The following is a 22304-nucleotide window of genomic DNA, read 5'->3' as shown; positions in this document are numbered from 1 at the left end:
CCGCGTGATACTCACTACCTCCACGGGGGCGGAGACCGCTGCCCCCTGCCGGAAAACGTGCACGGCGAGGGGTGGGTCATGGCATTGCTCCGGGGGGCGGGGCCGGCGCTGAAGCGGTGGGCGGGCAGGTCCGGCCCGCGGCTGGCGAAGGACTTCGGCGATCCGGCGGTGACCCGGGTCCGTGAGGCCGCACGGGCGGCGGACTGGGCCCGCGTCCGCGAGGAGCTGGCGGCCCACCCGGAGAGCGCGGACCGCACCTGGAAGCTGTGGGCCGTCGGCGAGACCGCCGGCGTCGAGCGGTGGATCCGGGAGGCCGTCGAGACGGACCCGGACCCGGCGCTCGCGCTGCTGGTCGCCGGGGTCCGCCACGTCTGCTGGGGCTGGGAGGCCCGGACGGGGGCGTGGGCGGCGGACGTCTCGCCCGAGCGGTTCGAGGCGTTCCACGAGCGGCTGCGCCAGGCCGAGGTGTGGCTGAACCGGGCGGCGGAACGGGAACCCTCGTGGGTCTCCCCCTGGTACGCCCTCCAGGTCAGCGGACGCGGGCTCCGGGTCGGGCCCGCCGAGGCGCGGCGCCGGTTCGAGGCGGCCGTGCGCCTGGACCCGTACCATCTGCGGGCCCATCAGCAGCAGTTGCAGCAGGTCTGCGAGAAGTGGGGCGGCTCCCACGAGGAGATGCACGCCTTCGCCCGGCGGTCGATGCTGCGCGCGCCCGAGGGCAGTCCGCTCGGACAGCTCGTCGCGATCGGGCACATCGAGCACTGGCTCTCCCTCGGCGGCGGGCCGGGCCGGGAGTACATGCGCCGGTCGTGGACCACCGCGTCCCTGGGGGAGGCCGCCGAACGGTCCGTCCTGCACCCGGACGCCGAGCGGGGGGCGGGCTGGCTCCAGGGGTGCAACACCTTCGCCCTGGCCTTCTCGCTCGCCGGTGACAAGTGGGCGGCCCGCCGTTTCTTCGAGCTGACGCGGGGCGCCGTCACCGAGTTCCCCTGGTACTACGTCCAGGCCCGCGGCCCGGTCTCGGCCTACCGCGCGCACCGCGCGCTCGTCAGCTTCTGAGCGGCCCGGGACGGCGGGGGGCGCGCGGGCCGCGCAGCGGCAGGGTCCGGCTGAAGACCAGGTTCGTGGTCGTGCTCCCGAACTGCGCGAGCACATCAACGACTTCCTCCAGGTGTCCCATCGAGGTGGCCGCCACGCGCAGGACGTAGCAGTCGTCCCCGGTGGTGCGCAGGCACTCCAGGATCTCCGGGCGCTCGGCGAGCAGCCGGTGCAGCGGCTCGTGCCGGGTGCCCGGGTACTTCAGCCGGACCACGGCGAGCACGCCGTGCCCGGTGCGCTCCAGGTCTATCTCGGCCCGGTAGCCGGTGATCACCCGCAGCGCCTCCAGCCGGCGGACCCGCTCCGTGGTCGCCGAGGGGCTGAGGCTGACGCGCCGCGCCAGTTCGGTGAAGGGGATCCGGCCGTCGCGCTGGACCTCTTCCAGGATCGCCCAGTCCGTCGGATCAAGACTCTCGGTCATCGGCCCAGATTACCGGGCGATCCCCGGCTGAACGCCCTTTGGACCGGCGGGAATCCCTTCTGGGAGCCGGTGCCGGCTGGCTAGGCTCGGCGGCGTGAAGATCGGAGTCAACGTCCTCAATTTCGGCCCGGGCACCGACCCGGGAGTGCTGCGCGGCTGGGCCCACACGGTGGAGGGCCTGGGGTATGACCTGCTGATGGTCTCGGACCACGTGGCCGTCACGCCCGATGTCGCCGCACGCTATCCGGCGCCCTTCTACGAGCCGTTCACCACCCTGTCCTGGCTGGCCGGTGTCACCACCCGGGTGCGGCTCGGGACGACGGTGCTCATCGCCCCGTACCGGCACCCGCTGCTGACGGCCCGGATGGCGGCCAACCTGAACGAGCTCAGCGGCGGCCGGCTGGTCCTCGGCGTGGGGGTCGGCTGGGCGCGGCAGGAGTTCGCCGCGCTGGGGGTCCCGTTCGAACGGCGCGGCCGGCTCACGGACGAGCACCTGCGGGACGTCCGGGCGGCCTGGGCGGACACCGCCGACTACGGCCGGCGCCGGATCCCGGTGTGGGTCGGCGGCAACAGCGCGGCGGGGATGCGGCGGGCCGTGCGGTTCGGCGACGCCTGGCATCCGCTGCGCGTGACCCTGCCGTGGCTGCGCGCGGCGGCGGGCCGGCTGAAGGAGTACGCGGACGAACAGGGCGTCCCCGTACCGGCGCTGGCCCCCCGGATCGCGTTGCGGATCACGGACCGGCCGGTCGAAGGACCCGAACGCGGCGCCGGCGAGGGGACGATCGAGCAGGTCCTGGACGACCTGCGCGAACTGCGCCTGCTGGGCGCCGGGTCCGTCGTCCTCGACCCGTACGGCGGCGACCCGGCCGAGACGCACCGCCCGCAGGCCGCCTGGCGGGCGCTGGCCGCCGTGGCCGCACACCTCGGCCTCGCGCAGGCCCCCGGAAAGGAGCAGCCGTGACCGTCACCCCCGAGGACCACGCCCTCCTGCGCCGGGCCATCGCCCTCGCGGCCGAGGCCCGGGCGGCGGGCGACCCGCCGTTCGGGTCGCTGCTGGCGGCCCCCGACGGAACGGTGCTGGCGGAGGAGCGCAACACCACCCTCACCGGCCGTGACATCACCGCACACCCCGAGCTGAAGCTGGCGCGGTGGGCGGCGCGGGAGCTGGAGCCGGCCGCGGCGGCCGCCGCCACGATGTACACCAGCTGCGAACCGTGCGGGATGTGCGAGCCGGTCATCCGGCTGGCGGGCCTGCGACGGGTGGTGTTCGCCCTGTCCGGCGCCCAGCTCCTGGACATCCGGCCCCCGTCCGGCCGCCCGCCGGTACCCCAGGACGGCCCGGCGCTGCCCGACGAGGTGGGGCCGGTGGTGCGGGGGTACTACCACTGACGGCGCGGGTCCGTCGCGGGCCGGCGGGCGCGGGGGTGCTCAGTAGTCCAGGGCCTCGCGCAGGCCGGGACCGGCGGACTCGCGGAGGTCGTCACGGGCGCGACGCCGCCCGGTCGGCCGTGTGTCGGTCACGGGGCCCGGTGGCGTGGTGCGGCACGGTGGGCTGCGGTGGGCGGCCGTCCGGGTCGGCGGCCCCGGACCGGGCGTGAGGGGTTCGGATGAGCGACGACGGCACCTTCCCGAGCAGTCGGCGGGCCCTCCTGCTGGCCGCCGGATCGGCTTCGGTCGCCGCGCTGACCGCCGGCTGCGGCCGCCCCGCCGCCACGCCGGCGAGCGGGGCCACGCCCGGTTGCGTGCTGGCCGTGAAGGCGGGCGCGGGGCCCAACTACGCCGGTCCGGGGCGGACCCGGTCGGACGTCACCGACGGGCGGGAGGGCGTGCCGCTGCGGCTGGAACTGACGGTGGTGCGGGCCGCGGACGGGTGCCGGCCGCTGGCGGGTGCCGCCGTGGACATCTGGCAGGCGGACGCCGCCGGGGTGTACTCGGAGGGGCGGGAGACCTATCTGCGCGGAGTGCAGGTGACCGACGGGGCCGGGCGGTGCGTGTTCCGGACCATCGTGCCGGGCTGGTACGCGGGCCTGGCGCCGCACATCCACTTCAAGGTGCGGCCCGGCGCGGGTACCGAGACGACCTCGCAGTTCTTCCTGCCCGAGGACTTCCTGCGGGAGGTCTACGCCCGGCAGCCGTACGCCAAGCGCAAGGCGCCGCGCAGCCCCAACGCGCACGACGACCGGTACCGGGCGGCGGCCGGGACGATGACGCTGGCGCCGGTGGCCGAGGGCGGCGGGTACCGCGCCGCCTACACCGTGGGCATCGCCTGAGCGGCGGACCCGCGCCGCGGCGCCAAGCTGCGCTTTTGAAGTTTCAACCTTCAGGTGGACCAGGGGAGTTGGCCGGATCCCGAGATGACCGGACCCGTCCGGCCATGTCATGATCGACCCTCACGTTACTTCTCGGTAACGCGTTCAATTCCCCCCATTTACCGAATGGTTCTTCCTACGTGCGCACGTTCGCCCGACGCCTCCTGCTTCCCGGCCTGACCACCCTGGCGCTCGCCACCGCCGCCTGCTCCGCTCCGGCACACACCGGCTCCGCCACCCCGGGGGCCGCCCCCGGCGCCCCCGCCGCAGGAGGCGACCAGCGCCTCGAAGTGGCCGCCGCCCCGCAGGGACCGGCCGACCCCTCGCCGCTGGCCCGCACCTCCACCGGTGAGGGCCGGCCGGAGAAGTCCTCGCTGCGGGTCGCCTCCTTCGACAAGAACACCCAGCGGGCCGTTATAGCCGCGGCCCCCAAACCCCCCAAGGACAGCCGCAACCCCTCCTCGGACGACTCCCCCGCCCCCGCCAAGCCGGTCGCGGTGGGCGACGTCATCGCCAGCGCCCCGGCGCCCGGCGCCCCCGACGGCCTCCTCGCGAAGGTCACGGAGGTCGTCGGGAAGACCGACCGCGGCACCGAGGTGAAGACCGCCCCCACGACGCTGTCCGCCGCTCTGGGCGAGGCCAAGGCCGACGGCAAGGTCAAGGTCGACCCCTCCTCCATGATCGTCGAACCCCTGATGAAGGGCGTCACCTTCTCCTGGGCCAAGGGCGAGGGCGCCAGCTTCGGGCCCCAGGGCGCGAAGCTGCCGCTGGGCAACCTGCGGCTCGACGTGAACGCCGCCATCGACACCGCCAAGGACGCCCCGGCCTCGGCCGGCGCCTCGGTGTCCGGGTTCGTCCAGCTCGCCCCCCAGGTCGAGTTCTCCTACACCGGCACGAAGATCGGCTCCGCCCCGAGCGCGGCCTTCCTCGGCATGAGCGGCGACTGGTCCTCCCAGTGGGCCCTCAAGGGCCGCGCGGCCGCGAGCACCGGCTCGCCCCGGCGCATCCCGTTCGCCAAGCTGCACAGCACCCCCGTCATCCAGGTCGGCCCGGTCCCGGTCGTCGTCAACCTCGACCTGACCACCTACATCCAGGTGGAGGCCGACGGCCAGGTCACCCTCGACGTCGAGCAGGACGTGAAGGGCGACTTCCGCGTCGGCGGCAGCTACGCCACGGGCAAGGGCTGGACCCCGGTCAGCACCTCGGCCGTGCACAGCTCTCCGGTGAAGGCCACCGTCGCCGCCGCCGGACGGGTCAAGGGCGCCCTGGGCGCCGAGGCCTCCGTCGGCCTGTACGGGGCCGTCGGCGTCGGCGCCGACTTCGCCCCCTACCTGCGCGGCGAGGCCGACGCCAAGGCGTCCGCGTCCAGCGACGGCAAGACCTCCGTCAGCGGCGCCTGGGCCCTGTACGGCGGCTTCGACCTGAACGGGCAGCTACACCTCCAGCTCTCCCTGTTCGGCACCCCCGTCCTGGAACGCCGCATCCCGCTGGGCTCCCTGCACCGCGAGTGGCCGCTCGCCGCCGGCGGCGCCGGGCGCTGACGCCCGCCCGCCCGTCAGCGGGCGAGGGGGCCTCCGGGCTCCCTCGCCCGCCGCGGGTACGGGGCGCGCGGGAGCATCGCGGTGAACTCCGCCGACGGTTCCACACCGAGCTCGGTACGGGCCAGGTGGCGGAAGGCACGGTACTGGCGGACGGCCTCCACCGTGTTGTGCTCGGCCAGGTGCACCGCGACGGCCGCCCGGTGCGCGCTCTCGCGCAGCGGATCGATGCCCACGCAGGTCAGGGCGGCGTCGAGGGCCAGGGCGTGGTGGCCGCGCCGGACCAGGCGGGCGCTGAGCGCCTCAAGGCCGTGCAGCCGCAGCTGGCGCAGCCGTTCGCGCTCGAAGACCACCCACTCCTCGCCCCAGCCGGGCAGCAGGTCCCCGGCGAACAGCAGGCCCAGCTCGGGCCCGGCGGGCACCCCCGCGTCGTCCGCGTGCACCACGTCCAGCGCCGCACGGACGAAGGCCCGCACGTCCACGGTCACCTCCGCGCGCAGCGAGAGCGTCTCGCCGCTGCTGTCGACCAGCGGATGGCTGCCGCGCCGCAGCCGCCACAGGGCGGTGCGCAGACTGCCGTGCGCGTGCTCCTCGGTGACGTCGGGCCACAGGGTCCCGGCGAGCACGCTGCGGCTGACGGACCGGTTGAGCCCCAGGAAGGCCAGCAGCCGCCGGCCGGACGCCTCCACACCGACCGCGCCGCCCGCACCCTCGAACCGGAACGTGCCGAGCAGGCTCAGCGCGGGAGCCGGCAGCGACAGGGCGTACGGCAACCCCTCCCCCCTCTCCTCGTCCGCGCGGCGGGCGCGCCGGGCCGCCCCGCCTACCGCTGAGGCTCTCCACGCGGCGCCCGGGCCAATGCGACACGCCGACGGGGATCACCTGAACGGAGCAGGGACGGCCGCAGTCACCGGCCCCGCACCGTGCTCAGGATCCACTCCTGGATGGTCCGGGCCAGCTCCGCGTCCCGGGCCGTCCAGCGGACGACGTCGGCCTCCCCGTAGAAGGCGGACGCCTGCCGCCAGGCCGACCAGGCCCGCTCCCCCTTGGAGGAGTTCGCGGAGGCGTCCATGAGGACCAGGTTGTCCCGGCGGACGGCCAGCGCGCCCCGCTCCGCGGCGGTCAGCCGGTCGAACCCCTCCATCCGCGCGATCCGTTTCAGCGAGACGACGTGGTCCACGGCCACCCCCTGCGGCCGCGTGCGCAGCGCGCCGACCTGGTCGGCGGTGGCCGAGGCGACGACCTCGGTGCGCTCCCGGGAGGCGCCGAAGACCTGCCGCATCCGGGTCGTGGGATCGACCCGGGCGCGCTCGGCGGCCGCCTCGGCCTTCCACAGCGCGCGCTCCGCCTCGCTGATGCGGCCGGGGCGGTGCGGCCGGGAGACGCCGGAGCGGTCGGTGCGGAACTGGTCCTCCAGTCCGGCCTCCCGCCGGGTGCCGTAGAGCTCGTCGTTGATCTCGAAGATCCGCTCCGTGTCCCGGGTCGCGGCCGGTTCCCGGCGCAGGGCCGCCCGTTCGGCGGTCAGCCCGGCGTGCTCCTCGCGCAGCCGGGCGAGTTCCCCGCCGGCCTCGGCGAGGGCCTTCTCGGCCTGCCGCTGCTCCGCGGTCGGCGGGCGCCAGGCCGACATCTCCTCCACGAGCGCCTCGAACGCGCCCTCGCCGCCCGCCCGTTCGGCGGCGAGCCGGTCCACGAACCGCAACGCCGTCTCCGGGTCCATGGCACGCCGCTCGGCGACCGCGACGACCGTCCTGATCCGCTCGAAGGCGGTGGTCAGCTCGGCCCGCTGAGCACCCGTCAGCCGGGTGACGTCGCCCATGAGTTCCAGCAGCCGTGCGTCCTTACGCCAGGCGGTGAGGCTCTTCACCCCGCCTTTGACCAGGTGGTAGTTGGCCCGGTACCAGGCCGGGTCGAGCAGGCCCAGCATGCCCGGCCGGCTCATGGCCAGGCCCGCCGCCTGCCGGAAGCCGTGCTCGGCCGCCGCCGCCGCTTCGAGGGCCGCCCTGACCTCCGGCCCCAGGCCCTCCACCGTCCGGATCCGGGCGACGAGGGTCTCGTAACGTGCGGCCGCCCGCGCGGCGTCGGGAGCGGCGGCGAACTCGCGCAGCGGGCCTTCCAGCGCGGACAGGCCCCCGGCGGACGCCTTGAGCAGGGTGGCGGTGGTGACCCCGAGGTCGAGCGCCGCCGCCCCCACCGCGATCCCGACCCAGAACAGTGACGGCTCGTCCTCCAGGAAGCCGAGCCGGTACTCCAGGGCCTGCCGCCGGTACTCCCCCACCGCCTCGATCGCCTGCTGCGCGCCGAGTGCGGTGTTCGCGACGAGGGCGGCCGCGGCGAGCCAGCCGCCCCCGGGCACGAGGGCCGCGAGAACCAGGGCGAGGATCCCGAGGACCACGGCCGAGAAGAGATGGGCCTCGTGGACGGCCTCGACGTGGTCGCGGACGATCCAGCCGTAGACCGTGCCCTCGTCGACCCCCTGGCCGCGCAGGGCCGCCGCCACCAGGTCGGGCAGGCTGAAGACCCGCTCCGGGTCGTACGTGAACTCCGCGCGGGCCTTGGCGGTGTCGGCCGACCGGTCCCCGGCGACGCCGAGGAGGTAGGCGCGTGCCCCGGGGGCGTCGAGCCGGGCGAGCTTCTCGCGGCTGGTGGCGCGGCCGAGCCTCTCGGGGTCCACGAGCGGGTTCCCGCCGGAGCCGCGTACCACGGCGCGGTCCGCCGCGTCCCGCAGCGAGGCGGCCTCGGCCTCGTACGGCAGGGCCCGCTGGGCGGCGCGCAGGGCCCCGCCCAGGGTTTCCGGGTCGCCGCCCGCGCGTACGGTCCGTGCCAGGTCCCGCCGCTCGTCCGCCCGCGCGTACAGCTCGCGGGCGCCGGTCGCGGCGATGCCGGCGGTCAGCGCTTCGGCGCGGCCGGGGGCGGTCAGGTCCTTCCGCGCCTCGTACAGCATGTGGTCGTAGCGGGCGAGGACGTCGAGGGCGAGGGCGACGGCCCCGTCCCGGAAGCGCAGCCGGTAGGTCTCGATCGCGGTCCGGAAGGCCTGCTCGTCGGCGAAGCCGTGCCGGTGGAGGGAGTCCCGGAACCGTGCGTCGGCCTCGGTCAGTTCGGTCAGCCGGTGCGGTCCGAGGCCGGCCTCGGAGAGGGAGACCTCCGTCATCAGGTTCCAGCGCCGCCTCCACAGCAGGTACAGGTCCTCGCAGCCGAAGAGGGTGGCCGCCGCCGCGTCCGTGCGCAGCCGCTCGTTCTCGCGGGCGCGCTCGCCGGCCAGGAACCGTTCGACGGAGTCTTCGAGTTCGGTCCAGCTGGTCGTGCCGGCGTCGGTCCGGGCGAGGTAGTCCCGCAGCCGGGGCCGTGAGAGGGCGCCGAGTTTGCGGCCCAGGCGCAGCACGGTCTCGTAGTCCTCGGGCGCCACGGGCCGTCCGCCGGTGGCGGCCCCGCCGCCGAAGAGGATGTTTTTGACCTCGGCCGGCAGGGCCTCGATCTCCCGGCGCCGTACGTGTGCGAGGAGGGCGTCGGCGCGTGCGCCGCGCAGCCGGCCGCGCAGGGCGGCGTCCTGGGCCCCGGTGCCGAGCCTCGTGCCGGGGGCGACGCCGCTCCCGGTCCGGAAGCGGGCGTCGGCCTCCGCCTCGACCTCGGTCCGCTCCGCCTCGGGGAGGGCCGCCAGGGTCTCGTCGGCGACGTCGTGCACGCGCAGCCACAGGAAGCCGCGCCGGACGTCGGCGGCGGTGGCCGACCGCCCGCCGGGCCGGTCGAAGTGCCACCAGGGCAGGCGCCGGTCCACCTCCGCCTCGCTGTCGGTCCGGTAGTACTGGTGGAGGAACGCGCGCATCAGCTCGGCGGGTTCCATCTCGGCGGTCACGACGAGCTTGAAGGGCTCGCCCTTCCGGGGCCGGGGGCGGGCCGGCGCCGGGGTGTCCGCGGGCTTGAGGTGGAGGGTGCCGCGGCCCGCGCCGCGCGCCTGCTGGGCCACGTGGGCCAGTTCGTGGGCCAGCAGCCGCCGGCCGTCCGGCGACCGGGGCCGGGCGCCCTCGCCCAGGACGACGTGCGGCCCGAGGGTGTAGGCGCGGGCGCCGAGGGCGGCGGCGGAGCGGTCGGCGGCCGGCCCGGTGTGCAGCCGGATCCGGGTCAGGTCCCAGCCCAGGCGGGGCTCCAGCTCCGCCCGCGTCGCGGTGTCCAGGGGAACCCCCGGGGATCCGGTGGGGGGCGGCGGGCCGTCGAGCCGGGGCAGCGGGCGTACGGCGCCGGGGCGGGCGGCCGGGAGCCGGTCGGCGAAGCGGTCGGCCTCGGCCTCCAGCCACGGGTCGGCGGAGACCGCCGCCCAGGGGGCCGGGTCCGTCCGCCGGGTCCGGGGCGGGGTGGCGCGGACGAGGTCCGGCGCGGCCTCGTGGGCCGGTCCGGACGGGCCGGTGCTCATGGGAAGAGGGGGCTGAAGGCCGGTACGAGGGGCACCGGGTCGCCCTGGGCGGGGACGTAGGCCAGCGGGACGTAGTGGTAGGCGGTGCCGTGGGGGGCGAGGGCGGCGGGGCCCTCGTCGGTCTGCGGCCACAGGACGTCGCCGGGCAGGGTGCGGGCGGGGACGAGCCAGTGGTCCCCGCGCCGGAACCGCCCGGCCGCTTCCCGCCCGGCCGGCTGCGGCGGGTCGGTGAAGCGGACCTCGACCCCGTCCTCCAGGGGGATCCAGGTGTCGAGGACGACGGGCAGGGCCTGGGCACCGGCGGCCGGGCGGTGGTCCCAGCGCCGCAGGTACGGGTGGAGTCCGGGGTCGCCGCTCACCGGCGGCGGCGGGGTGCGGCGGCCCGGGGCGGGCGCGTTGGGGTCGGCGTCGAGGGTGACCGTGCGGGCGGCCCGGTCGACGGCGGTGACGCGGTGGACGCCCTGGGGCGGTGCGGTCGGAACGTCGTCGGCGGCGCGCACCGCGTTGGCGTCGTCGACGAGTTCGACCCGGTCGCCGACGTCGAGGCCGAGACGGCCGTCGCGGCCCCACTCCTCCAGGGTGACGACCGGTCCGGCCACGGCGGCGACGGGGAAGGCCACGGACGCGTTCTCCCGCGACCACACGAAGGTGGCGACGGGCGGCCCCTCGGCCGTGGCCCGCGCGGCGGCGCCCCGGCGGCGGGAGGACGGTACCGTCCGGCGGGCGGCGGGCGCGGCGCCCGGCGGCGGGGCGCCGGTGCCGGAGGTGTGGATCTGGACCCGGTAGAGCTGGTTCTCCGGCCCCCGGAAGCGGGCCGCCGGGGAGAGCGCGCACGGGTCCGGCGGGCCCGGCAGGGGTGGCCCGACCCGGGCCGCCAGGAGCCCGGCGGGCCGGTGCAGCGCGTCCAGCCACTCCCCCAGCCGGGCGGCCGCGCCCCCGCCGCCGGGGTCCTCGTCGCCGAAGGGGTGGAGGGCGACCTGCCAGACGACCTTGGCCCGGGCGGCGGTGTCGGGGCCGGCGCCGCCGAGGGCGACCTCCCGGATGGCCGGGTCCTGGATGGCGGTGATCTCCCGCTCCCAGACCCGTAGATAGGCGACGAAGGGGCCGGAGGCGGGGACGGGGGCCCGCTCCTCGTCGACGAAGCCCTCGGGCTGGGTCAGGTAGGTGGTCGGCGCCCCGTTCTCGACCAGCAGGCCGTCCGCGTAGAGCCGTCCGGCGCCGACGGCGAGGTCCCGGGCGGGGTCGCCGGGGATCCGGGTGACGGTGAACCCGGGCGCGGCCCGCGGGCTCGCGGCGGGGCCGAGGACGTCGGCGACGACGGTGCGCAGGTAGTGCAGCAGGACGGCGGCCTGCTCGTTGGCGTCCGCGTCGAGGGTCACCCGGCCCTGCTGGTGGATGAGTCGGGAGTAGTGCTTCGACGCGTCGAAGGTGACGCGCGAGATGTCCACGGCCATGGGTTCTCCTCGGTGGCGGTGCGGGGCCCGGCGGGATGCGGGGGTCAGGTGGCGAACAGGAGCCCGCTCGAGGTGCCGGCGGGGGTGTACTCGGCCAGCCGGGCACGCAGCGCGTCCTCGCGCTGGGGCTGGAACAGGTCGTGGAACGCGCCGGGTTCGGAGCCGTCGGCGGCGCCGCGCCGCAGCTCCTCGGCGCAGTCGGCGGCGAGCTGGACGTAGCCGGGGCTCCCGTACGCGGTGCTGGTGAAGCGGGGTGTGACCCGCTCGGGGTCGCCGGAGTGCGCGGGCTCGCAGTGGAAGGGGGGCGGGGTGCGGGAGCCGGGCGGCAGGTAGCTGAAGCGGATCAGGCCCCGGTCGCGGATCTCGGCGTGGACGGGGCCGTCGAGGATGCTGTCCTCGACGAGCCCGGTCTCGTGCACCCGTACGGCGCCGATGACGGTCGTGCGGCGCGCGGACAGCCGTGCGTACGCGCATCCGCCGTCGGGTCCGGAGAGGGCGGGCAGGCAGCGGGCGGTCGCGTCGAGGACCGAGTCGGACAGGAAGATCCGGTTGGGGGTGGTGCGGGGCTCGTCGGCGGTGACGGTGACGGCGCCGGTGATGCTGTGCTCGACGTCCAGGCAGGCGGGGGTGCGGGTGAGTTCGAGGCTGGGCCGGCCGGGGTGGTCGCGGGGGCACTCCTCGTCGAGGGACCAGCCCGGGACGAGGGTGCAGTGGCTGAGGGCGACCCGGCCGACGGGGCCCTCGACGTGGACGCCCCGGCCGGTGACCAGCAGGCCGGACAGGCGCAGCGAGGGCAGCGGGCCGCCGCCCTCGCCGGTCCCGGTGATCCGCAGGGAGTCGGGGCGGTGCGCGTACCGGTTGAGCAGCCGCAGCACGGGGCGGCCGCCGGGCGCGGCGCGGACGGTGAGCCGGTCGCCGAGGTCGAGGGGGATCTCGATCCGCTCCTGGAGGACGACGGGGCCGACGAGTTCGACGATCCCCTCGGGGCGCGGCCGGCCGGGGCGGGCCGTACCGCGCCAGGCGGCGACGGCGTCCATGAGCCGCCCGAAGCGTTCGCCGGGGCCGACCCGGTAGCGCTCGGGGGGCGGGCCCCCGGCGGGGTCCTGCCCGGGGCGGGGGTATTCGCCGCCGCCCATCGGTGCCGGGAAGGCGTGGTGGTAGCTGACCCGTACCCCGCCGTCGGGGGCGGAGCGGGGCGGGAAGGCGATCCGGCCCAGCACCGGGTCGACGGCGACCTGTCCGGGGCGGGGCGTGCCGCTCCAGCCGGAGAGGTCGGCGCAGACGACCGCCGACAGCGGTACGGGCTCGCGGCCGTCGTCCGTCCAGACGCACAGGCTCTTGCCGGGCCCGTAGTAGTGGGCGGTGTCCTCCTCGAAGGCCCGGCGGCGGATGAAGGCGGGCAGGTTCGTCTCGTCCGCGATGTGCGCGGGCGAGGGCTCGCGGACCGGCCGGTTCACCAGCGGGGTGTCGTTGCCGAGGACGCTGAAGGTGTAGTGGCCCCGGTCGCGGTCGCGGCAGTACGCGGGGGCGCGGGTGACGGAGTAGGCGCCGAGCCGCCACACGAACAGGCCGACGGAGGCGACGCCGGCCCGGCCGCCGGGCGGGTGGGCGGAGTCGACGCGGCGTACGTCGGCGGTGTGCGCGAGCCGGTCGAACGGGCCGTCGGCCAGGTCGAGTTCCCCGCCCCTTCGCAGGTCCGCCAGCCGTCCCGGCCCCGGCCGGGCGGCGGGGCCGGCCGGGTGGCCGGAGAGCAGCCGGACCGGCTGGTCGAAGGCCAGCAGCCGGCGGAACTCCACCGCCCGGGCGGGCCAGTCGGCCACGTCCCGGGCCAGGTCCTCCAGTACGGCGAGGGTGCCCTTGCGCCGCCGGTCGGCGAGCGTGCGGGCGACGTCGCGGCGCGGGGCCGTGACGTCGGCCGGGCACCGGGCGGGGGCGTCCTCCCGGCCGGGCGGCGTCTCGTAGCCGACCAGGGCGCCGAGGTAGGGCAGCAGCCAGGGCCGGCAGGTCTCCACGAACCAGTCGGCGTAGCTCTGCTCGATCGACGCGCGGACCAGGGCCCGCTGTTCCTCGGCGACGCCGAGGAGGGCCTGGAGGGGCAGGCCCCGTTCGGCGTCGCGGCGGCGGTGGAGGGCGGGCAGCAGCTCGTACAGGGTCGGCCCGGGCTCGTCGGTCATGGGATCCTCCGCAGGATCAGCGTCTCGGGCAGGTCGGGGGACATCACGGCGAGCTGGGCGGGGCGGATGCCCCGGGAGACGGTGAGCCGCTGCCCGGGGCGCAGGCGTACCGAGCGCAGGGCGGGGTTGAGGGCGACCAGCTGCTCCACGGTGAGGGCGTGGCGCAGGGCGATGGAGCTGAGGGTGTCGCGGGCGCCGGTCGGGTCGTGTCCGACGGTGTGGTGGGTGTGCCCGGCTCGGGCGGGGAACGCCTCGACGGTGTCGGCCGCGCCGTCGAGGGCGGCGACGAGGCCGGCGAGGGCGAGGGGGCCGGCGTTCGCGGGGATGCCCGTGAACAGGTCGACGTCCAGGCGGTCCACGCCGGGGACGGCGTGGACGGCGGCGAGCACCCGGCTGAGGTGGGCGGGCTGGGCGAGGTCGCGGGCGGCGAAGCCGAGGACGCCGAGCACGGCGGACCGTACGGCCGGCTCCACGGTGGCGTAGTCGTGGTCCGGGAGCACCTTGAGCCCGGCGGACAGGACCAGCAGGACGAGTTCGCGGACGTCGACGCGGACGGGCAGGTCCGGGTCCCCGAGTGCGGTGAGCGCGGCGGTCAGGGCGCTCAGCAGCGGGTCCGAGGGGTCGGCGGGCGCGTCCCCGGCGGCGGCGACGGTGACGTGGACGAGCTCCCGGCGGCCGTCGAACAGCCGGGCCGCGACGGCCCGTCCGATGCCGGCGCGGGCCCGGGAGAAGTCGGCGTAGTCGCGTACGGACAGCAGCCGGTCGAGGGCGCGGGTGCGCAGCGGGATCACGGTGCGGGTGTCCCGGGGGGCGTCGGCGTCGGTGCCGCCGGTGGCGGGCAGCGGGTTGGTGACGGCGTTGACGCCGAGGGGGCGGGAGGCGAGCTGGGTGATCCGGCCGGGAGGCAGGTTGCCGGAGGTCCCGGCGCCGGTGCGGTAGACGGCGGTGACGTTCTCCACGCCGGTGGCGGGGCGGGAGCCGTGCACGCCGTCACCGAAGACGACGCGGGCCGACGGGGCGTCCCCGGTGAGGAGGTGGCCGTGGTCGAGGGGGCCGAGCACGGAGAGGTCCTCGACGGGGTGCCAGGCGACCGCGTCGACGCGGACGGTGAGGGCGGGCCGGGCCCCGCCCGGGGTGTCGTCGGGCAGATGGGTCAGGGGGGCCTCGGGGGTGGTCTGGCGCAGCGGGAACGACTGTCCGGGGCGGGCGGCGTCGCCGCTGCCGAGCACCTCGGTGCGGGTCTCGCCCTGGGTGGCGGGGACGACGTTGCCGTGGACGGTGACGGTCTCGCGCCGGTAGGTGTAGGCCAGCGGGGTGGCCAGGACCAGTGTGGGGTGGACGGAGTCGCCGCCCGTGTCCGCGTCGACGCCCTGGCGGACGGCGGCGACCATGGCGGGTTCGCTGCCCCGGACGCCGGTGGTGCCGGGGATGTCGGTGCGTTCGCCGGAGACGGCCAGGAGGCGGCCGGGGCGCAGCCCGGAGTGGACCCGGTCGAGTTCGAGGGTGGCGCCGCCGACGTCGTCGGTGAGGGGTTCGTCGGCGAGCGCGAGGTCCTCGCCGCCGGCCCAGACGGTGATCTCCTCGTACGGGACGCTCTGCCCGGCCGGTACCTCGTCGTGCCAGGGGGCGTCGAGGGTGACCCGGGTGACGGGCACGGTCACGCGCGGGCCGCCGGCCGGGACGGTGACGGGCAGCCGCAGCTGGGCGGCGGCGGTGATCCGCGCCCGGCGGGGGCCGTTCGGGGAGCCGGCCCGCTCGGCGACCAGCCAGGTGCCGGGGAGCAGCGCGTCGTGGGCGCCTTCGAGGTAGAGGTCGGGGGCGGCCTCCCCGGCGGTGCGGGTGCCGGCGGCGGGCGGGGCGACGGGGCGGGCCTTGACGCGCAGCACCTGTACGGCGGAGGCCGGGCGGGGCGGGGCGATGGCCTGGGTGGCCCAGGCCCGGTGGATGCCGTCGGCGAGGTGCGGGTCGGCGGCGGCGAGCAGCGCGGGCAGGGCGTCGGAGGCGGGGTCCCACAGGTCGCCGGGGCCGGTGGTGAGGTCGCGGGCGGAGGCCGGGGGGCGCGAGGGCGGGCGGCGCAGGGCGGGGAGCACGGCGGCGGTGGCGACGAGGGCGGTGGCCCGGTCGCAGCGGGTGTCCTCGTCCGGGGTGCGCTCGGAGCGGGGGCAGGCGAGGGCGCGGGCGAGGGCGCGCAGGTACTCCACCTCGGGGAGGCTGCGGCGCTCCGCGCCGGCGACGGCGAGGACGGCCGCGCGCAGGGCGCGGCGGGCGGCGGCGACGGGTCCGGCGAGCCAGCGGTCGAGGCCGGCGCCGGGGCGCGCACCGGTGAAGGCCACGCCCTCGGCGACCAGCCGCGAGGCGTCGGCCAGCGCCGTGTAACCCCCGGGGCCGGCCGCGCCGGTCGCGGCGCCGGTCCCCGCCCCGGGGGACGTGCCGCCGCCGTCCGGCGGGCCGTCGGGGTCGGGCGGTGCCCCGTCGAGGCGGGCCGCGGCTGCCGTCAGGGCTTCGCGCAGGGGGGCCGCCGACGGCAGCCCGGGGGCCGTGCAGAGGACGTGGGCGAGGGTCTCCCGGGCGGTGGCGGTGGCCGTGGTGACGGGGTCGGTGACGGTGGGCGGGACGAGTTCGACGGCGGTGCGCGCGGCGGCGAAGTCCGGTACGGCGCGGGCGACGGCGCGGACCGCCGGCTCCCGGGCCGTGCCGAAGTGGAACAGCAGCCGGTCCCCCGGTTTCAGGGCGAGGGCGGCGCCGGTGAGGGTGAGCCGCTCCAGGCCGGCGGCGGTGGCCGGGTCGAGCCGGGGCGGGGCCGTGCGCCGTACGTCGAGGGTGTTCCACTCCGCGTCGGCGGTGAGGTCCTCGGTGGTCTCGAAGGTCTGCGGCGTCCGGCCCTGCGGGGGCACGCTCCTGGCCTGCGACCCGGCCGGGACCAGGGTCCGGGCGCCCGGGTCGAGGGTGTAGGCGAGGTGGGCGCCGGCGCCGAGCGCGGGCCGGGGCCGGTGGCCGACGAGGCGGCCGAGCCAGGCCAGTGACGCGGGCTCGGTGGCGGTGGGGAGGTAGCCCTCCTGGGCGTGGCGTTCGGTGTAAAAGGTCAGGACGTCGGCGACGACGGCCCAGCAGTCGAGGAGGGCGACGGCCGGGTCGTCGCCCTCGCGGGTGCGCAGGGCGTCCAGCGCGGGCCGGCTCGCGAGGCGTTCGAGCATCGCGGCCAGGAACGCGCCGTGGGTCCCGGTGCGGTAGGCGAGCGCGGGCAGCCCCGGGGGGTTGTGGACGTCCGCCGGGGTGGGGAGCGCGGCCCCCCGGCAGCCGCAGCCGCAGCCACAGCCCGGGTCCACGGGGCCGCCGTCCGGGTACGCGGTCATCGGCCGCCTCCGATCCGCAGTTCGAGTACGCCGTTCTCGGGCCGGGCCGGGTCGGCGTCCAGCCGGGGGACCTCGTCCGGCCGCAGGAGCAGGACCCCTTCGCGCAGGGCGTCCCCGGAGGGCTCGAAGAGCCGCTCCAGGGCGGTGACGCGCACCGAGCGGACGCCGGGGAGGCCCGCGACGGCGGCGGTGACCGCGCTGACCCGCACCGGGGTGGCGAAGGTCAGGGCGTCGGGGTGGAACAGGCCCCGGGGGCCGAGCAGCCGGGCCACGGCGGCGCGGACGTGCCCGGCGACGGCCCCCGGTTCGGCCTCGACGCACAGCGCGAGCCGCAGCGGGACCGTGCGGGCCGGGCCGACCCGCACCTCGTGCCCGATGCGGCGCACCGGGTGGAGCCGGTCGCGGACCTCGTCGAGCAGCCGGCCGGGGGCCTGCGGTGTGCCGAGGGCGTCGACCGCGACCCGGGCCTCGTACCAGGAGCCCGTCCAGCGCAGCCGTGCCCCCGCCCGCTGCACGCCGGGGACCTCGCCGGCCAGGGCGGCGTAGTCCTCGGCGGTGACGGCGCGCAGGAGGCGGCGGGTGGCCTCGTACGGGGCGCGGGCCCGCACCCGGGCGAGCGGCTCGGGGTCGGTGCCGCCGGTGGCGGGCAGCGGGTTGCGGGCCCGTACGGACACGCCCTGGATCCCCTGGAGTTCGACCTCGGTGACGGCCTCGGCGCCGACGTTGCCGGCGGTGCCGTTGCCGAGGCGGTAGCGAAGTTCGAGGGTGGCGCCGGGGGCGGGGAGGGCGCCGGCGCGGCCGTCGCCGAAGCGGAGGTGGAGCAGGCCGTCGTCGTCGGCCTCGGCGACGAACGCGCGGTCGGCCGGGCCGCTGTCGAGGAGGTCGCGCCGGGGCAGCCAGAGCGCGCCCTCCTCGCCGGGGGCGGTGGCGCGTACGGCGGGCAGGGCCAGGCGGGGGTCGGGGGTGAGGGCGTGGGCGGCCGGGCCGTGCAGGGCGGCCCGGGCCGGGTCCAGGGCCCGGGCCTCGGCCGCGCCCCAGCTCTGGGCGATCTCCCAGCCCTCCTCGTCGGGGTCCAGGACGTATCCGCACCGTGCGCGGCGGGCCAGCCGGGCCAGCCGGGCGCGTTTGCGGGCGAGCAGTCCGGCGAAGCCGTCGGTGAGGGTGCGCAGCGCGGTGACGGGGTCGGCGGCCAGGGGCAGGCGGCGCAGGACGGCTTCGCCGAACAGGGTGCGCAGCCAGGCGAGGGCCTCCGCGTCGGGCGGTGTGCCGGCGAGGGCGGCGTGCAGCAGGGCGGCCAGGCGTGCTTCGGCGCGCGCGGCGACGCCGTCGAGCCGCGCGGCCTGGCCTCGTGCGAGGTCCTCGGGGGCGGGGAACGGGGGGCTCCAGGTGGCCGGCCGGGCGGGGCGGCCCGCGCCGGGGACGGTGGGGGTGGTGCGGAGCGGCAGCGGCGGGTAGGCGGGCAGGTCCGCGGTCCCGCCGGGTTCGGGGCAGCCGGAGGCGGGCGGGCAGGGGCAGCCGGGGGTGCCCGGCGGGGGCGCGGGCCAGGTGAACCGGTCCGGTTCGCCGCCGCCCCAGGTGGGGCTGGTGCCGTGTTCGGCGAGGACCGCGTTGCCCCGGGCCACGGCGACGTCGAGGGGCGCGCAGTGCGGCCCGCCGACGGCCGTGACGCACAGCGGGAAGGCGAGGGCGTCGGCCTCGTCCCACTCCACCTCGACCAGGTCCTGGCCGTAGAGGGCGTCGCGGGTGCGCCGCAGCGAGGTGAGCCGTACGGCCTGCCGGTGGGTGCGGTCGGCGTCGGCGGGGCGCCCGGTGGCCGCTCCGAGGACCTCCTCCAGGACGAGGACGTCGCCGGGGCGCAGGGCGAGCCGGGCGGCTCCGGGGCCGTCGCGCAGCGCCGCCCGGGTGGTGCCCGCGGGCAGGACGAGGTCCGGGGCGCCCCAGTGCCACAGTCCGATCCGGGCGTGTGCCGGGCGGACGGTGACGTCCTGGGCGGTGACGGGCTCGAAGTGCTCCTCGCCGGCCCGGAAGCGGAAGGTGCCGGCGGGGAGGGTGACGGGGGTGTCGGAGTCCAGGCAGACGAAGGTCCGGGCGGCGCAGCCCTCGTGCATGGGGTAGTCGACGAGGCGGACGTGGCGGCGGACGGAGGTGCGCAGCCGGGCCGTGTCGAGGTAGGCCTCGGCGGCCACGGCGTCCTGCTGCCAGCTCAGTTCGTCGCCCGCGTAGGCGAGGAGTTCGACGAGGGTCACCATCAGGTCGGCGGCGTGCCGTTCGTCCCAGCGCGGCAGGGTGAGGGTGAGGCGTTCGAGCAGGGCGCGGCGCAGGGAGGCGTAGTCCTTGGCGAGGTAGTCGATGACGGGTTCGGGGAAGGCGGGGGGCGGGCAGGGCTCGGGGACGCCGTCGAGGAGCGCCGGGCAGTCCTGGCCGAAGGTGAACTCGGCGTGGGCGAAGGGCGGGTCGAAGCCGTCGGGGGGTTCGGTGCCGGGCCGGCCGCGGGGGTCGGTGCGGACGAGGTCGAGGCGGTAGCGGGAGACGTCGCCGGGCGGGTCGACCTCCAGCACGATCCGGCCGGCCCGGTCGGGGTCGGCGCCGGGGTCGGTGGTGACGGTCAGGACGCGGGGGTCGCGGGCCGGGACCGGGCCGCGGATGCGGAAGTTGGCGGGGCCGAGGCCCTCGGGGGCGGGGCCGAAGAGGGTGAGGATGAGCCTGCGGCGGCCCGGGTCCACGCTGATGCCGTCGATGCCGTTGAGCCCGGCCGCGCGGGCGTCGCGGGCGCGGGCGTCGAGGGTCCGCTCGGTGTTCACCGGGTGCCTCCGTCCTCGAAGGTGTCCTCGCGGGTCCGGCCGGTGGCCAGGACCGTGTAGACGATCCGGATCCGCAGCACGGCCTCCTCCGCCGTGACGTCGAGGGACCGGACGGCGATGAGGTCGCCGAGCCAGCGGTGCAGGGCGCCCTCGACGGTGGCCTGGAGGGCCGCCGCGAGCCCGGGGCCGTTCGGTTCGAAGACGAGGCCGAGGAGTCCGCAGCCGAAGTCGGGCCGGTTCACCCGCTCGCCGGGGCGGGTGAAGAGGACCTGCTCGATCATGTCGCGGACGTGGTCCGCGGGGTCGGTCAGGGCCGTGCGGCCGGTGGGCGCGATGTGGAAGGGGAAGTCGACGTGGAGGGGGGACCCGGGGGGCAGGGGGGTGCCGGTGGGGGGCGGGAGTCCGGTGTCCACGGCGCTCACCCCGCCGTCACGCGCGGCTGGCAGGCGTGGACGAGCGGGGTGGTGGGCGGCGGCCCGGCGCACACCCCGTCGCCGGGCACCGGCCCGGCGGGCGGCAGGGACTGAACCAGGACGGGCTGCCCGCCGGCCAGGACCCGGGGCGCGGTCCCCGTCCAGACGGCCTTCGTGCAGGGCGGTGAGCCGCTGACGCCGGGGCAGCCGACGGGGAGCAGCTGGTCGAGGACGGTGGCGATCGGGGCGCCGAGGGCCAGGGCCCGGGTCTGGAACGGGACGTCCTGGACCGGCGCGAGGTGTCCGCAGGTGACGGCGGTGGCGGTGGTGACGACGAGGGAGGGCATCGCGCTCACCCCGGCAGGACGGTGAGGGCGCCGTTGCCGAGGTCGATCCCGGCGGGGGTCACCTTGATGACGGGTCCGGCGGCGGAGGCGCCGATCTCGACGCCGCCCTCGTACAGGCGGATGTAGGGCCCGCCGGGGCTCTTGAGCTGCAACAGGATGCCTCCGGTGGGGCCGCTGAGGTCGGAGATGACGAGGGTGCTCTGGCCGGGCGTGCCGATGACCACCTGCGGGGTGCCGTCGGGGGCGGCGTGGGCGGCGGGCGGAACCTCGGCGGCGCCGCCGCGCCAGAAGCCGGTCCACACGGCCCGGTCGGGGTCGCCGTCGACGAACTGCACCCACACGCCGGAGTCGGGCAGGGGGACGACGTACATCCCGCTGGCGGGTCCGGCGAGGGGGCTGGCCGGTTCGGCCCAGATGCAGGGGTCGTCGCCGAGCACGTCGGCGACGCGGACCAGCAGCCGGCCGGCGCGCAGCGGGTCGACGGCGGTGACGACCACCCCCTGGTAGAGGCCGTGGAACTTCTTCGCGTCCGTGGTCACGGGATCACCACCGGGGTCTGGGAGACGAGTCCGTCGCGGGTGAGGGAGAAGGTCTGCGCGTACTCCCCGCGCCGGATGTCGTGGGTGACGCTGGAGACGTAGTACAGGCCGTCGTGGGCGGGGCCGGCGCCGCGTACGCCGACGAGGCGGCGGGCGCGCAGCACGTGCCCGTAGCGCAGGACGTCGAGCTTGCCGGTGGCGCGGACGGCGTCGGCGGCCGTGGAGGTGCGGGAGAGGCCGAGGAGGAGGGCTTCGGCGACCGAGCGGCCGCCGGTGTCCGGGAGCGGCTCCTGTTTGAGGGTGACGGCGGGACGGGCGGCCAGCGGCGGGTGCAGGAGGCTCAGGTCGGGCACCGGCAGCTCGACGTGGAGTTTGGTGCGGGGTTCGGTGAGGCCCACGGTGTACTGGGTGCGGGAGAGGCCGTCGTAGGTGAAGGACAGCGACTCGGCGGTGGACGCGGCTCCGGCGCCGAGGGTGAGCGCGGGCTGGACCAGGCCGGCCCGTACCTCCGGGCCCCAGTAGGCGGTGCTCGCGCCGGGCAGCGGCCCGGGCTCCAGGAAGAAGACGTGACCGACCTCGGAGGCCAGGGCCTTGAGGTAGGCGAGGTCGGTGGAGGCCTGGACCGGGATGTGCCGGACCGGGTCGGGCAGGTCGGTCATGACCGGGGGCACGGCGAGCGGGACGATCCCGTAGCGGGCGTACTTGGCGCAGACGGCGGCGGCGCGGACCTGGTGGGGCATGCCGGGGAAGCAGGCGCGTTCGTGCCGCAGGTCCATGAGGACCGTCAGGTCCTCGCCGGTGAGGGTGAGGGTGGAGGCGCCGGGGTCGGCGCTCGGCGCCAGCTCCTGCTGGGTGACGATGCCGTCGCTCAGCACCGTCGGGGAGCCGTCGACGACCGCCGCCACCACGACGCGCACGCCAGGGTCGAGGAGGCCGGCCGGGAGCAGTGCGCGCCGGATCACCGAGCGGGCGCTGACGGCGAAGGTCAGCTGGAAGCCGCTCGCCTGCTGCGAGGAGCTGGTGACGCGGACCGACCGGAGGGCGTCGGTGAGTCCGGCGGGCACCGGTACGGGCAGCAGCGGGCCCATCAGGAGCATCAGCCGCAGGGTGCTAGCCACCGGGCACCCCTCCGGCGTCGGGCACGCCCGGGCCCGTCGGCAGGCCCGCGGGCAGGGTGATCCGCAGCCGGCGGCCGGGGCGGGCGGTGAGGGTGCGCGGGTCGAGGTCGCGGTGCGCGTCGGCGATCCGCCAGGCCTGCTCGGGATCGCCGAGCTCGCGGGCGGCGATCAGGTCGAGGCGCTCGCCGGGGGCGACGGTGTGGAGGGCGAGGGTGGTGAGGGCGGCGGGGTCGGGCGGGAAGCGGCGGCGGACGTAGCCGGCCGTGCGGCCGTCGGGCAGGGTGTGGGTCGCGGTCGGTACGTCGTGGTAGCGGCTGGTGGCGGTGAACACGGCCAC

Annotated in this window: 17 protein-coding genes; 5 read left to right on the top strand and 12 right to left on the bottom strand. The window is 77.2% G+C overall.

Annotation, left to right across the window (positions count from 1 at the left end; all coding sequences use genetic code 11):
* Positions 1-78 precede the first annotated feature (78 nt).
* Positions 79-1056, top strand: coding sequence for a tetratricopeptide repeat protein (locus ABT403_RS01845; protein WP_344167108.1), 978 nt, complete (start codon positions 79-81; stop codon positions 1054-1056).
* On the opposite strand, the gene ABT403_RS01840 is transcribed toward ABT403_RS01845, so the two are convergent.
* Positions 1046-1516, bottom strand: coding sequence for an Lrp/AsnC family transcriptional regulator (locus tag ABT403_RS01840; protein ID WP_344167110.1), 471 nt, complete (start codon positions 1514-1516; stop codon positions 1046-1048). The genes ABT403_RS01845 and ABT403_RS01840 overlap by 11 nt on opposite strands.
* 94 nt (positions 1517-1610) lie before the next feature.
* On the opposite strand from ABT403_RS01840, the gene ABT403_RS01835 reads away from it, so the two are divergent.
* From ABT403_RS01835 to ABT403_RS01820, 4 genes are all read left to right on the top strand, one after another.
* Positions 1611-2477: an LLM class flavin-dependent oxidoreductase gene (locus ABT403_RS01835; protein ID WP_344167112.1), complete on the top strand. Its 867-nt coding sequence runs from the start codon at positions 1611-1613 to the stop codon at positions 2475-2477.
* Entirely contained in the window at positions 2474-2905 is a 432-nt protein-coding gene (locus ABT403_RS01830) for a nucleoside deaminase (protein WP_344167114.1), read from the top strand. The genes ABT403_RS01835 and ABT403_RS01830 overlap by 4 nt, the downstream gene beginning before the upstream one ends.
* Before the next feature lie 218 nt (positions 2906-3123).
* Positions 3124-3786: a dioxygenase family protein gene (locus ABT403_RS01825; RefSeq protein WP_344167116.1), complete on the top strand. Its 663-nt coding sequence runs from the start codon at positions 3124-3126 to the stop codon at positions 3784-3786.
* Positions 3787-3965: 179 nt separating this feature from the next.
* Positions 3966-5366: a hypothetical protein gene (locus ABT403_RS01820; RefSeq protein WP_344167118.1), complete on the top strand. Its 1401-nt coding sequence runs from the start codon at positions 3966-3968 to the stop codon at positions 5364-5366.
* 14 nt (positions 5367-5380) lie between these two features.
* On the opposite strand, the gene ABT403_RS01815 is transcribed toward ABT403_RS01820, so the two are convergent.
* The 11 genes from ABT403_RS01815 to ABT403_RS01765 all read right to left on the bottom strand — a co-directional run bounded on the left by ABT403_RS01815 (position 5381) and on the right by ABT403_RS01765 (position 22298).
* Entirely contained in the window at positions 5381-6136 is a 756-nt protein-coding gene (locus ABT403_RS01815; protein ID WP_344167120.1) for an AfsR/SARP family transcriptional regulator, read from the bottom strand.
* Positions 6137-6270: 134 nt separating this feature from the next.
* A complete protein-coding gene (locus ABT403_RS01810) occupies positions 6271-9768 on the bottom strand; it encodes an eCIS core domain-containing protein (protein ID WP_344167122.1) in 3498 nt (1165 codons plus the stop codon).
* On the bottom strand, positions 9765-11222 hold the full coding sequence (locus ABT403_RS01805; RefSeq protein ID WP_344167124.1) for a DUF6519 domain-containing protein: 1458 nt from the start codon (positions 11220-11222) through the stop codon (positions 9765-9767). The genes ABT403_RS01810 and ABT403_RS01805 overlap by 4 nt, the downstream gene beginning before the upstream one ends.
* Positions 11223-11266: 44 nt before the next feature.
* Positions 11267-13396, bottom strand: a complete 2130-nt coding sequence (locus ABT403_RS01800; protein WP_344167126.1) for a hypothetical protein — start codon at positions 13394-13396, stop codon at positions 11267-11269.
* A complete protein-coding gene (locus ABT403_RS01795) occupies positions 13393-16749 on the bottom strand; it encodes a putative baseplate assembly protein (protein WP_344167128.1) in 3357 nt (1118 codons plus the stop codon). The genes ABT403_RS01800 and ABT403_RS01795 overlap by 4 nt, the downstream gene beginning before the upstream one ends.
* Positions 16746-19550 carry a putative baseplate assembly protein gene (locus ABT403_RS01790; RefSeq protein ID WP_344167129.1) on the bottom strand — a complete coding sequence of 935 codons (2805 nt, stop codon included), beginning with the start codon at positions 19548-19550 and terminating at the stop codon, positions 16746-16748. The genes ABT403_RS01795 and ABT403_RS01790 overlap by 4 nt, the downstream gene beginning before the upstream one ends.
* Positions 19547-19963, bottom strand: coding sequence for a GPW/gp25 family protein (locus ABT403_RS01785; protein WP_344167130.1), 417 nt, complete (start codon positions 19961-19963; stop codon positions 19547-19549). The genes ABT403_RS01790 and ABT403_RS01785 overlap by 4 nt, the downstream gene beginning before the upstream one ends.
* A gap of 5 nt (positions 19964-19968) precedes the next feature.
* A complete protein-coding gene (locus tag ABT403_RS01780) occupies positions 19969-20319 on the bottom strand; it encodes a hypothetical protein (RefSeq protein ID WP_344167132.1) in 351 nt (116 codons plus the stop codon).
* Positions 20316-20849 carry a phage baseplate assembly protein V gene (locus ABT403_RS01775; RefSeq protein ID WP_344167134.1) on the bottom strand — a complete coding sequence of 178 codons (534 nt, stop codon included), beginning with the start codon at positions 20847-20849 and terminating at the stop codon, positions 20316-20318. Before ABT403_RS01775 ends, ABT403_RS01780 begins: the two co-directional genes overlap by 4 nt.
* Positions 20846-21967: a hypothetical protein gene (locus ABT403_RS01770; RefSeq protein ID WP_344167136.1), complete on the bottom strand. Its 1122-nt coding sequence runs from the start codon at positions 21965-21967 to the stop codon at positions 20846-20848. Before ABT403_RS01770 ends, ABT403_RS01775 begins: the two co-directional genes overlap by 4 nt.
* Positions 21960-22298: a LysM peptidoglycan-binding domain-containing protein gene (locus ABT403_RS01765; protein ID WP_344167138.1), complete on the bottom strand. Its 339-nt coding sequence runs from the start codon at positions 22296-22298 to the stop codon at positions 21960-21962. Before ABT403_RS01765 ends, ABT403_RS01770 begins: the two co-directional genes overlap by 8 nt.
* Positions 22299-22304: the final 6 nt, after the last annotated feature.

Origin of the sequence: Streptomyces sp. NPDC000075 (assembly GCF_040301925.1) — a bacterium.
Lineage (GTDB): Bacteria > Actinomycetota > Actinomycetes > Streptomycetales > Streptomycetaceae > Streptomyces > Streptomyces polychromogenes.
Note: the sequence above shows the minus strand (reverse complement) of the source record. Positions and strands in the feature narration are given on the sequence as shown.